At 63.0% G+C, this 10,851-nt stretch carries 12 protein-coding genes and 1 pseudogene; 9 read left to right on the plus strand and 4 right to left on the minus strand.

Features of this window, described 5'->3' with window-relative positions; translation table 11 throughout:
* Positions 1 to 260 (plus strand): phosphoribosylaminoimidazolesuccinocarboxamide synthase (locus A2J03_RS05550; protein WP_331712358.1); only part of this gene is annotated, 260 nt, incomplete at its 5' end.
* Positions 257 to 2,386 carry a S9 family peptidase gene (locus A2J03_RS05555; protein WP_068370565.1) on the plus strand — a complete coding sequence of 710 codons (2,130 nt, stop codon included), beginning with the start codon at positions 257 to 259 and terminating at the stop codon, positions 2,384 to 2,386. The genes A2J03_RS05550 and A2J03_RS05555, both read left to right, overlap by 4 nt.
* Before the next feature lie 146 nt (positions 2,387 to 2,532).
* Here the strand turns inward: A2J03_RS05555 and A2J03_RS05560 are convergent, their stop codons facing one another.
* Positions 2,533 to 3,213 carry a response regulator gene (locus tag A2J03_RS05560; protein WP_068370566.1) on the minus strand — a complete coding sequence of 227 codons (681 nt, stop codon included), beginning with the start codon at positions 3,211 to 3,213 and terminating at the stop codon, positions 2,533 to 2,535.
* Positions 3,210 to 4,697 carry a sensor histidine kinase gene (locus tag A2J03_RS05565; RefSeq protein WP_231912384.1) on the minus strand — a complete coding sequence of 496 codons (1,488 nt, stop codon included), beginning with the start codon at positions 4,695 to 4,697 and terminating at the stop codon, positions 3,210 to 3,212. The genes A2J03_RS05560 and A2J03_RS05565 overlap by 4 nt, the downstream gene beginning before the upstream one ends.
* A gap of 190 nt (positions 4,698 to 4,887) precedes the next feature.
* On the opposite strand from A2J03_RS05565, the gene A2J03_RS05570 reads away from it, so the two are divergent.
* The 4 genes from A2J03_RS05570 (at position 4,888) to A2J03_RS05585 (ending at position 8,474) form a co-directional block, all read left to right on the plus strand.
* Positions 4,888 to 6,276 carry a cation:dicarboxylate symporter family transporter gene (locus tag A2J03_RS05570; protein ID WP_068370568.1) on the plus strand — a complete coding sequence of 463 codons (1,389 nt, stop codon included), beginning with the start codon at positions 4,888 to 4,890 and terminating at the stop codon, positions 6,274 to 6,276.
* 135 nt (positions 6,277 to 6,411) lie between these two features.
* Positions 6,412 to 6,918, plus strand: coding sequence for a glutathione peroxidase (locus A2J03_RS05575; RefSeq protein WP_068370569.1), 507 nt, complete (start codon positions 6,412 to 6,414; stop codon positions 6,916 to 6,918).
* Positions 6,919 to 6,973: 55 nt separating this feature from the next.
* Positions 6,974 to 7,672, plus strand: coding sequence for a DUF2334 domain-containing protein (locus A2J03_RS05580; protein ID WP_068370571.1), 699 nt, complete (start codon positions 6,974 to 6,976; stop codon positions 7,670 to 7,672).
* Positions 7,673 to 7,832: 160 nt separating this feature from the next.
* On the plus strand, positions 7,833 to 8,474 hold the full coding sequence (locus A2J03_RS05585) for an LppP/LprE family lipoprotein (RefSeq protein ID WP_068370573.1): 642 nt from the start codon (positions 7,833 to 7,835) through the stop codon (positions 8,472 to 8,474).
* On the opposite strand, the gene A2J03_RS05590 is transcribed toward A2J03_RS05585, so the two are convergent.
* Positions 8,471 to 9,115 carry an MBL fold metallo-hydrolase gene (locus A2J03_RS05590; RefSeq protein WP_068370575.1) on the minus strand — a complete coding sequence of 215 codons (645 nt, stop codon included), beginning with the start codon at positions 9,113 to 9,115 and terminating at the stop codon, positions 8,471 to 8,473. The genes A2J03_RS05585 and A2J03_RS05590 overlap by 4 nt on opposite strands.
* A gap of 88 nt (positions 9,116 to 9,203) precedes the next feature.
* On the opposite strand from A2J03_RS05590, the gene purS reads away from it, so the two are divergent.
* The 3 genes from purS to A2J03_RS05605 are packed head-to-tail and all read left to right on the plus strand — an operon-like array spanning position 9,204 to position 10,495.
* Positions 9,204 to 9,440 (plus strand): phosphoribosylformylglycinamidine synthase subunit PurS, encoded by a 237-nt coding sequence (purS, locus tag A2J03_RS05595; protein WP_068370576.1) that lies wholly within the window; start codon positions 9,204 to 9,206, stop codon positions 9,438 to 9,440.
* Positions 9,437 to 10,114 carry a phosphoribosylformylglycinamidine synthase subunit PurQ gene (gene purQ, locus A2J03_RS05600; RefSeq protein WP_068370577.1) on the plus strand — a complete coding sequence of 226 codons (678 nt, stop codon included), beginning with the start codon at positions 9,437 to 9,439 and terminating at the stop codon, positions 10,112 to 10,114. The genes purS and purQ overlap by 4 nt, the downstream gene beginning before the upstream one ends.
* A gap of 30 nt (positions 10,115 to 10,144) precedes the next feature.
* Positions 10,145 to 10,495, plus strand: coding sequence for a VOC family protein (locus A2J03_RS05605; RefSeq protein ID WP_068370579.1), 351 nt, complete (start codon positions 10,145 to 10,147; stop codon positions 10,493 to 10,495).
* Positions 10,496 to 10,498: 3 nt separating this feature from the next.
* On the opposite strand, the pseudogene A2J03_RS30910 reads toward A2J03_RS05605, so the two are convergent.
* Positions 10,499 to 10,851, minus strand: a pseudogene (locus A2J03_RS30910) (hypothetical protein); the annotation flags it as partial.

Genomic DNA, 10,851 nt, shown 5'->3' on the forward strand with positions numbered 1-10,851 from the left:
TCGTCCTCGCCGACGAGGTGCTCACTCCCGACTCCTCGCGCTACTGGCCCGCCGATGGGTACGAAGCGGGTCGAGTGCAACCGAGTTTCGACAAGCAGTACGTCCGCGACTGGCTGACGGGGGAGTCGGGGTGGGACCGACGAAGTGACACGCCTCCACCCGCGCTTCCGGACGAGGTCGTCGCTGCGACCAGAGCACGGTACATCGAGGCATACGAACGCATTTCGGGCCTCAACTTCGACGATTGGGTCAAGCCATGACAGTAACTCCACCTATTGCCAAGAAAGTGCCGCTCGAGCGGACGCATCACGGGGACACGTTCGTCGACAACTACGAGTGGTTGCGTGCGAAGGAAGACCCAGAGGTCATCGCGTACCTCGAGGCGGAGAATGCGTACACCGATCAGCAGACTGCCGGCCTGGAGGAGCTTCGCGGAAAGATATTCGACGAGATCAAGTCGCGTACCCAGGAAACGGATCTGTCCGTCCCGACAAGGATGGGCGACTGGTGGTACTACTCGCGCACCATCGAGGGCAAGTCCTATGGCCTGCAATGCCGTTGCCCCGTCGCCTCGCCCGACGACTGGACGCCTCCCGACCTGTCCGGCCACGCTGCGGTTCCGAACGAGCAGATTCTGCTCGATTCGAACCTCGAAGCCGAGGGGCACAGCTTCTTCTCGCTCGGTGCATTCTCCATCAGCCAGGACGGCAACCTGCTGGCGTACTCCACCGACACCGAGGGCGATGAGCGGTACACGCTGCGTTTCAAGGATCTTCGGACCGGAGAGATGCTCCCCGACGAGATCGAGAAGGTCTCTACCGGCGCAACCTGGTCTTTCGATCACGGCCACGTTTTCTACCAGACCGTCGACGAATCCTGGCGGCCGGACACCGTGTGGCGGCACAAGCTAGGAACGCCGTCCGAGTCGGACGTCAAGGTCTTCCACGAGCCCGACGAGAGCTACTGGGTCGGATTCGGGTCGACCCGTAGCGAGAAGTACTTGATGATCTGGGTCGGCTCGAAAATCACCTCCGAGTGCCTCGTCCTCGAATCCGAGAATCCCGAAGGCGAATTCCGCGTCGTACTCCCTCGGGTTGCCGGCGTCGAGTACAGCGTCGAGCATGCGGTGGTCAAGGGTGAGGATCGATTTCTGATCCAGCACAACGGATCCGTCAACGGCTGGGGCACCGAGGGGGAGAAGGCCGAGAACTTCCTGCTGGCCGACGCGCCCGTCGACGATCCGTCGAACCAGACCATCCTGATTCCGCATCGCGACGACGTTCGTCTCGAGGATGTCGACGCGTTCGCCGACCACCTCGTGCTCAACTATCGCCGGGAGGCGTTGACGCGATTGGCGATCTGGCCGCTCGGTGCCGACGGGTACGGCGAGTATCGCGAACTCGAGTTCGACGAAGAACTGTTCGCCGTCGGCGCAGGGTCGAACCCGGAGTGGAAGCAGCCCATGCTGCGCATGGTGTACACCTCGTTCATCACGCCGGGGCAGGTCTACGACTACAACCTGTCGACCGGTGAGTTGCTGCTCCGCAAGTCCCAGCCTGTACTCGGTGACTTCGACGCGAACGACTACGTGCAGCACCGTGATTGGGCCGTGGCGTCCGACGGTACGCGCATTCCGCTGTCGATCGTAGTGCGCAAGGACGTTCCCGAGGGGCCTGCTCCGACGCTGCTGTACGGCTACGGGTCCTACGAGGCGTCGATGGATCCGGCGTTCTCCGTGGCTCGGCTCTCGCTGCTGGACCGCGGGATCGTCTTCGTCGTCGCGCATGTTCGTGGTGGGGGCGAAATGGGGCGGCACTGGTACGAGAACGGCAAGACGCTGACGAAGAAGAACACGTTCACCGACTTCGTTGCAGCGGCACAGCACCTGATCGACACGGGACGCACGTCGCCGAAACATCTGGTCGCCGACGGCGGCAGTGCGGGCGGACTGTTGATGGGCGCTGTGGCCAACCTGGCACCGGAGTTGTTCAACGGGATCCTCGCGAACGTACCGTTCGTCGACCCGCTGACCTCGATCCTCGACCCGTCGCTGCCTCTCACCGTCATCGAGTGGGACGAGTGGGGAAATCCGTTGGCGGACAGGGCGGTGTACGAGTACATGAAGTCGTACAGCCCCTACGAGAACGTCGAGGCCAAGGACTATCCGTCGATTCTGGCGATCACTTCCATCAACGACACTCGCGTTCTGTACGTCGAGCCCGCCAAATGGGTTGCTGCACTGCGAGCGACGAAGACGGGTGACTCCGAGCTGCTCCTGAAGACCGAGATGAGCGCCGGCCACGGCGGTGTCAGTGGGCGGTACGAGAAGTGGAAGGAAGCGGCCTTCGAGTACGCCTGGATCGTGCAGCAGACGGGCGCTGCGTAGGGCGTCCGGCTGTCCCGCCCCAGGGGCTCAGGGCGTCCCGCCCCAGGGGCTCAGGGCGTCCCGCCCCAGGGGCTCAGGGCGTCCCGCCCAGTGGCACGGTTAAGTGCACCCAAGCGCACTCAACCGTGCCACTGGGCGCGGAGCGCCTACCGCCACACATACCGCACCTGGGGGCGACCGGCCTTGCCGTACTCTGTGTTTCGCACAACCAGACCGTCGTCAGCGAGACGCTCCAGGTATCGCCATGCCGTCACCCGCGACACCCCGACCAGCTTGGCGGCCTCGGATGCATTCAGGCCTTCCGGTGCGTCTCGGACGATCGCGGTGACGCCGTCCATGGTTTGCGGCGCAATACCTTTCGGCGTCGACAATCGCTCGTCCGCGGTGCGCAGATGTGACATTGCTCGGTCGATGTCACGTTGACTCGCGGCGTTCTCGCCCGCAGCCAGCGCATCGTGAAATTCGCTGTAGCGTTCGAGCTTGTCACGAAACGCGGCGAAGGTGAACGGCTTCAGCAGGTACAGCACAACACCGTGGGCGACCGCCGAACGCACCACCGACAGATCTCGCTCCGACGTGATCGCGATGACGTCGGGGCTCGGACGTAGCCCGCCGAGCGCAGCGGCGACGTCGATTCCGTTGGAGTCGGGCAGCCCGATGTCGAGCAGCACGAGGTCGATCGGTTCAGTGGCCTCACTTGCCGCTCGGAGCGCCGCGGATCCGGTGTGGACCATACCGGCGACGGTGAAGCCCGGCATGCGCTCGACGTAGGTGCGGTGCGCTTCGGCGATGAGTGGCTCGTCCTCGACGATCAGTACGCGGATCACGTCGTGGGCTCCGTAGGAATCGTCGCTGTCAGCACGGATCCGTACGTCACCTCGGACGTCAACGTCCCGCGATAGCGAGTCACGACCTGGGTGACGAGCGCGAGTCCGAGGCCGCGAGAGCCGGATTTGGTCGAGTATCCTCGCGTCAACGCGGTCTCGAGCACCTCGGTGGGCATTCCGGGACCGCTGTCCGACACACGGACCACTAGTTCGGACGTCGAGTCACGCACTGTTACTTCGACCCACGGCTGTTCGGACTCCTTCGACGCATCGATTGCATTGTCTATCAGATTGCCGACCAGCGTGACCAATTCGCGTGGAGTGACTATTCCTGCATGATCGAGCGCGGTGTCCTCGGTGATCGTCAGTTCGACGCCTTGCTCTGCCGCCTGGCTCACCTTGCCGAGCAGTAGCGCGGCCAGTGCAGGCTCGTTCACCGACCCCATCAACCTGTCGATGAGATGTTGCGACAGCTCGAGGTCCGCCGTCGCGAATTCCACTGCCTCCTGGGGACGGCCGAGCTCGACCATCGTGATGACCGCGTGGAGACGGTTCGCCGACTCGTGTGCCTGCGATCGCAAGGATTCGGCGAAGCTGCGCACCGAGTCGAGTTCGCCGATCATGCCCTGCAGTTCGGTTCGATCGCGAATGGTGAGGACGTCACCGAGCGTGCGTCCTTCCCACATCACCGGATCTTGGTTGACCACCAGGACCCTCGTGTCCGTCAAGTGCAGTTCACCACCGGAAGACATGTGCTGCAACGATTCCGGTAGATCTTCGCGACGGACCGGACCATCCGGAAGGTCGAGCAGGCGTCGGGCCTCGTCGTTGACGATTTCCGCGGTCCCGTTCTTCCCGAACACGAGCAAACCCTCACTGATGGAGTGGAGGACGGCGTCGTGATGCTCGTACATCGACCGCAGCTCATCCGGCGCCATCCCCAATGTCTGACGGCGCAATCTGCGGCTGAGGGCCACCGAACCGATCGCCGCGACGACGAAGGCCGCGAAGACGACGCCGATGATCAGCGGCAGACCCGAGACGAACTGGTCGCTTATCTTGTCTCGCGTCACGCCGGCCGACACGAGTCCGACGATGTCGCCGTTCACGTCGGTAACCGGGGTGACCGACCGTATCGACGGGCCGAGCGACCCGACGTATGTCTCGGTGAACGTCTCTCCTGCCAGCGCTCGGTCGATGTTGCCGCTGAACGGCTTGCCGATCAGGTCCACGGTCGTGTGCGTGAATCGGGTGCGGTCCGGCGCCATGACGACGATGAAGTCGACGCCCGTGATCATGCGAATTCGTTCGGTCTCCGGTTGCAGAACGGCACTCGGATTCTCGGATCGGATCGCGATCGGCGTGGACGGCTCGTTCGCGATACTCGCGGCTACTGCGATCACTTCGCGGCGTGTGGCTTCGTCGCTGTTGGTTCTCTCGTTGATGATCGTCAGCACACCGCCGGCGAAGACGATCACGGCCATGACGATCAACTGCAGAACCAGAACCTGTCCTGCGACGCTCGTCGGGCGTTTTGCCACGTGCTGCCTCGTTTCGTGAACCCGTCGTGTGAACAGAATGAACGTATTCGTGACTGCCATCACGATCTCTACCAACATCGTCCCTTAGCAAGGCGTGATCCAACTCACTCCATAAGTCACAAAGGACGTAACCATGACTACCAGCATCGTTGCTGACGAGAACCGGAACCCGGCTCCCGAACCCAAGAAGAAGCGCGACAAGACCCACTGGCTCTACATCGCCGTGATCATCGCGGTCATCGCCGGCGTCATCGTCGGACTGGTGGCCAAAGATTTCGCCTCGGACCTGTCCGTTCTCGGAACGCTGTTCGTCAGCTTGATCAAGATGATGATCAGCCCGGTTATCTTCTGCACCATCGTTCTTGGCATCGGTTCGGTGCGGGCCGCAGCGAGCGTTGGCCGAGTCGGTGGCCTCGCACTCGCCTACTTCATCGGTATGTCGACCATCGCCCTCGGCATCGGCATGGTTGTCGGCAACCTCATCAAGCCCGGTGACGGGCTGAACATCGAGCCGAACGGCGCGGGTGCGGAGTTGGCGGACAAGGCCCACGAAGCCGGCGGCACCATGGACTTCATCGCCGGGATCATTCCGGACACGTTGGTGTCGTCGCTCACGGCCGGTTCCGTCCTGCAGACGCTGTTCGTCGCCATCCTCGTCGGCTTCGCTCTGCAGGCGATGGGTAAGCAGGGTGAAGGCATCCTCAAGGGCATCGGAGCAGTGCAGAAGCTCGTGTTCCGCATCCTGACGATGATCCTGTGGCTCGCCCCGATCGGCGCGTTCGGTGCGATTGCAGGCGTGGTCGGTAAGACGGGGTTCGACGCAGTCATCCAGCTCGGCACCTTGATGCTGGCGTTCTACATCACCTGCTTCATCTTCGTCTTCTTCTTCCTCGGCCTGATCCTGAAGTTCGTCTCCGGCTTCTCGATCTTCAAGCTGGTCAAGTACCTGGCCCGTGAGTACCTGCTCATCGTCGCCACCAGCTCCTCCGAGTCGGCACTGCCGCGTCTGATCGCCAAGATGGAGCACGTCGGTGTCGAGCGCACCACCGTCGGAATCGTCGTCCCGACCGGCTACTCGTTCAACCTCGACGGCACCGCGATCTACCTGACGATGGCCTCCATCTTCATCGCCGACGCCATGAACATGCCGCTCTCGCTCGGCGAGCAGTTCTCGCTCCTGCTGTTCATGATCATCGCCTCCAAGGGTGCGGCGGGTGTCTCCGGAGCAGGCTTGGCGACGCTGGCCGGCGGATTGCAGAGCCACCGCCCCGAATTGCTCGACGGGGTCGGCCTCATCGTCGGGATCGACCGGTTCATGTCCGAGGCCCGTGCACTGACGAACTTCTCGGGCAACGCCGTCGCTACCCTGCTGGTCGGAACATGGACCAAGACCATCGACGCAGGCCGGGTGAACGAAGTCCTCAGCGGCAAGTTGCCGTTCGACGAGGAGACCATGGTCGACGACCATCTTCCGGAAGACGACAAGTACGTCGAACTGGAGAAGACCGCCGTCAAGGCGTAGTGCCCCACCTGGTGACGCGCACCCCCCGTCATCAGGTGTGTAGCAAAAGAGCGATCCTCGCACCATGAGGGTCGCTCTTTTGTGTTCTCGCATGCCGACTCACCACCTGTCGGTACTCACAGGTAAGTTCAAGAAATGACTGAAGTCCAGAATATCGGCATCAATACGCTGGGCGGTGCGCCCACCTCGCTCGATGAGTATGCAGGCAGGGCGGTCCTGGTCGTCAATGTTGCCTCGAAGTGTGGATTGACCCCCCAGTACGCCACGCTCGAGAAGCTCGCCACCGACTACTCGGCGCAGGGTCTGTCCGTTATCGGCATCCCCTGCAACCAGTTCGGTGGACAGGAGCCGGGCACCGCGGAGGAGATCGAGACGTTCTGCTCCACCACCTACGGCGTCACCTTCCCGATGATGGAGAAGGTGGACGTCAACGGCGAAAATCGGCATCCGCTGTACGCCGAACTCACCAAGACCGAGGATGCCGACGGCACTGCGGGAGATATTCAGTGGAACTTCGAGAAGTTCCTCATCTCGCCGGACGGTGTGGTCACCAATCGATTCCGTCCGCGTACGGAACCGGATGCGCCCGAGGTCCTCGCTGCGATCGACAAGATCCTGCCGAAGGAAACCATCGCCGTTTAGACGCGATCAATTCTGCCGTCGAGCCTCGTTCACCCTGGTGTGCGAGGCTCGACGCATGTCTGGAGCATTGATCGTGTCGGTGAGCGGAATCAAGGACGACACTTGCGAGAACGCGGCGGAGTTCGCCCGTGAACTGGACAAGCGTGGCGTTGCGCTCTCGCTTCTCGTCGCGCCGAGGCTCAAGGACAAATATCGCTTGACGCAGGACGAGAGCACGCAGGACTGGTTGCGGGGGCGTCGGGATCAGGGCGATGCAATCATCCTGCACGGCTACGACCAGGCCGCGACCAAGCGTCGTCGCGCGGAGTTCGCGACTCTGCCACGGCACGAAGCCCGACTTCGATTGATGGCCGCCGACCGCGTCATGGAGCAGACTGGCCTGCGTACACGGGTTTTCGCGGCGCCTCGTTGGATCGCCTCGCCCGGCGCTGTGTCGGCTCTGCCGGATGCCGGTTTCCGAATGATTGCCGGGGTGACCGCAATTCACGATCTCGAATCGGGTTCGCATGTGCGAGGCCGTGTTCTGGGAATCGGTGAGGGCTTCAAGGCCGAACCGTGGTGGTGCCGCGCCCTCGTGATCGGCGCAGGGCGCACCGCGCGCCGCGGTGGGTTGGTTCGGCTGGCCGTGAGCGCCAAGCAACTCGGCCGCTCCGGTCCGAAGCAAGCCATTCTCGACGCCGTCGACCTCGCGCTGTACAGCGGAGCGACGCCCGGTGTGTACGAGCACGTCCGGAAGATCGGTCGGGCGGCCTAGCCGCTCGGCGGCTTTTCTGTTCGCGCGGCTCCGCCGCCAGTGGCGCGGTTAAGTGCACTCCGACGCGCTCAAACGTGCCACTGGGCAGGATGCCTCCAGTAACAGACCGCCAGGTCCGGACGATGCTTCCTCGAGACGCGCAACGAACTCGAGGTGGCTCATGAAACGACTTCTGCTCGTGGGACTCAGTGTGATTGCCCTTGTGGCATGCGGAGACTCGGATGGAGGGACGGCAACGGCTGTCTCGGAATCGTCCGCTGCACCGGGGCAACAGAACGTCACCCAGACGATCGCACCGTCGGTCGGAGCGCTACCGGACGTCAGCAATCAGATTCCAGCCCTCCCACCGCAGGTTCGGATCCCGACTGTTCCAGCTGCGGAACCGGAAGCCCTACCGGGGCCGCCAGTCGTGTGCCCGGGCATCGCGTCGCCCGTCGTGACGGACGCAGTGGCGTCGTTCTCGCCGTATTTCGACGACGTTCCGTGGGTCGCCTACGAGATGGGCGACCCGTGCGCGTCGTTCACCTGGGTTTCCGCGACGTCGGAGCGTGCGACGGCCAGCTCCCCCGACCACCATCTCTTCTTCGACGACGGGGTCTACCTCGGTACGGCGACGGCCGAGCCGTACAGCTTCTCGTCGGTAGTGGACCAGTCCTTCGACACCGTGACCGTGAACTACCGCTGGCTCGTCGGCGACGAGGCATTTGCCGCCCCTGAGGGCGGCCCGGTGGCCATCCGCTACCGGTGGAACGGTTCGCAGGTCACGATGCTCGACGCGCTGCCGCCCGAGATCACCGGCTAGATCTGCACGCTCGTTTCCTCGTCGAACGTGCGGAACTCGGTGTTCTCGTCGGCCATGTCCTTGAACCTGCCGTAGTAGATGCCGCGCGCTTGCTCTGCGACGACGGCCTGGTGGATCGGGAAGGCAGTCCGGGGCGCCACGGCGCGGAGGAACTCGATCGTCTCCGACAGCTTCGACCACGGCGCGGCGGTAGGCAGCGCAAGAACGTCGACCTTCTGTTCGGGGACGAACAACGAGTCCCCCGGATGTAGGAGCTGACCGGGATTCTCCGGGGTACCGAGCAGGTAGCCAGTGTTGTCGATCACGGGCAGCTCGGGATGAATGATGGCGTGGGTGCCGCCGACGCCCGTCACCTGAATGCCGCCGACAGAGAAGACATCGCCCGCGTGAGTGGCCGTCCACCGTGTCCCGAGCTGTGACGCCGTCATCGGGTCGGCGTAGAGCGCTGCACTCGGATTGCCCTCCAGTAGAGCCGGAAGTCGTTCCAGGTCGACGTGATCCGGATGCTGGTGGGTGATGAGGATGGCGTCGAGATCGGTGATTCCGTCGAACCCGTGCGAAAAATTGCCGGGGTCGATGAGGACGGTCGTTCCGTTGAGTTCGACGAGTACACAGGAATGTCCGAAGTGAGTCAGCCGCATGACTCCACAGTAAGCGCAGTTTCGCGCCTGCACGAGGTCCTGCGTAGACTCTCCACCTGCCGGTACCTATATCTCGAGGAGCTCCCACGTGGCCCGTGTTGTTGTCGACGTCATGCCCAAGGCCGAAATTCTCGACCCGCAGGGTCAGGCCATTGCAGGTGCGCTCGGACGTCTCGGCGTGGCCGGAGTGTCCGATGTCCGTCAGGGCAAGCGCTTCGAACTCGAGGTCGACGACAGTGTCGACGACGCCGAACTCGAGAAGATCGCCGAGTCCCTGCTCGCCAACACGGTGATCGAGGACTGGAAGGTAACCCGCCTCTCATGAGTGCACGCATCGGTGTCATCACTTTTCCCGGGACTCTCGACGACGTCGACGCCTCCCGCGCAGTCACCCTCGCAGGCGGTGAGGCTGTCAGCCTGTGGCACGCCGACGCCGACTTGAAGAACGTCGACGCCATCGTCGTCCCCGGCGGGTTCTCCTACGGTGACTACCTGCGCGCAGGCGCGATCGCCCGGTTCGCTCCCGTCATGGAATCGGTCGTGAAAGCAGCCGAGGGCGGTATGCCTGTGCTCGGCATCTGCAACGGATTTCAGGTCCTCTGCGAGGTCGGTTTGCTTCCAGGTGCACTGACTCGCAACGAAGGACTGCACTTCGTGTGCCGTGACCAGTGGTTGAAGGTCGAGAACAGCGGCACCGCGTGGTCGTCGCGCTACGAAACCGGTGCCGAGATTCTCATTCCGGTCAAGAACGCCGAGGGCCGTTTTCAGGCGTCGAAGGATGTCCTGGACGAGCTGGAAGGCGAAGGTCGCGTGGTTTTCCGCTACAGCGGAACCAATCCGAACGGATCCCAGCGAGACATCGCCGGCATCTCCTCGGCCAATGGGCGCGTCGTCGGACTCATGCCTCACCCCGAGCACGCGACCGAGCCGCTCACCGGTCCGAGCGATGACGGTCTCGGCATCTTCTACTCGGCATTGGACGCCATCGTCTCCGCCTGACGTGTCGGTAGCTCGGGTTAGTCTGCCGCTATGACCCTGACACTTGGCATGATCACCATGGATTCCCTGGACCCCGGCCCGCTTGCGCGGTGGTGGGCGGAGCAGACCGGCGGGGAGATCGTCGAGGAGAACGAGGGCTGGTTCTACGTCGTCGCCCTCGCCTCGGCCCCGTATCGGCTTGCGTTTCAGAAGGTCGAAGATCCGACGCCGGGCAAGAATCGCATCCATATGGATCTGACGACGTCAGATCTGGACAATGAACTCGCTCGACTCGTCGAAGCAGGTGCATCGGAGAAAGAGCAACACACGATGGGCGACTTCAGGTGGGTCACGCTGGCCGATCCGGACGGCAACGTCTTCTGTGTATCGGGTACGCACTAGGCCTCATCGGTCCGCGAGTTCGACGAGTGTGTCTGCGAAGATTCCGTTCGGCGTGATCTCCTCTCGATCGGACACTTGGCAGAATTCGCCGTTCCTCCAGAAATACACCTCTTGTGACAGCGGGTTCGGGGTATTTCTGGACAACATCTGTGCAAGAACGACCAAAAGTTCTGTCGCCCGCGTGATCTCGTCGAGATCACGCGGGCGGTAGTAGTCGATCTCGTACGCGTTCGGAATGGCGAACAGCACGCCGAACGGCGCCTCTCCCAGATGGTTTGCGATGAGGGTGGGCATGTCGGCAATCTTCGATGCCAGATAGATCGAGTCGCCGCGCTGTACTTCGATGGCTATGCCGT

Origin of the sequence: Rhodococcus sp. EPR-157, assembly GCF_001647195.1 — a bacterium.
Taxonomy (GTDB): Bacteria; Actinomycetota; Actinomycetes; order Mycobacteriales; family Mycobacteriaceae; genus Rhodococcoides.

Bases quoted from the DNA above. Each gene is read 5' to 3' on its own strand.
- A2J03_RS05555 (WP_068370565.1), top strand. From the start codon at position 257: ATGACAGTAACTCCACCTATTGCCAAGAAAGTGCCGCTCGAGCGGACG.
- A2J03_RS05565 (WP_231912384.1), bottom strand. From the start codon at position 4,697: ATGGCCGTGATCGTCTTCGCCGGCGGTGTGCTGACGATCATCAACGAG.
- A2J03_RS05570 (WP_068370568.1), top strand. From the start codon at position 4,888: ATGACTACCAGCATCGTTGCTGACGAGAACCGGAACCCGGCTCCCGAA.
- A2J03_RS05575 (WP_068370569.1), top strand. From the start codon at position 6,412: ATGACTGAAGTCCAGAATATCGGCATCAATACGCTGGGCGGTGCGCCC.
- A2J03_RS05580 (WP_068370571.1), top strand. From the start codon at position 6,974: ATGTCTGGAGCATTGATCGTGTCGGTGAGCGGAATCAAGGACGACACT.
- A2J03_RS05585 (WP_068370573.1), top strand. From the start codon at position 7,833: ATGAAACGACTTCTGCTCGTGGGACTCAGTGTGATTGCCCTTGTGGCA.
- A2J03_RS05590 (WP_068370575.1), bottom strand. From the start codon at position 9,115: ATGCGGCTGACTCACTTCGGACATTCCTGTGTACTCGTCGAACTCAAC.
- purQ (WP_068370577.1), top strand. From the start codon at position 9,437: ATGAGTGCACGCATCGGTGTCATCACTTTTCCCGGGACTCTCGACGAC.
- A2J03_RS05605 (WP_068370579.1), top strand. From the start codon at position 10,145: ATGACCCTGACACTTGGCATGATCACCATGGATTCCCTGGACCCCGGC.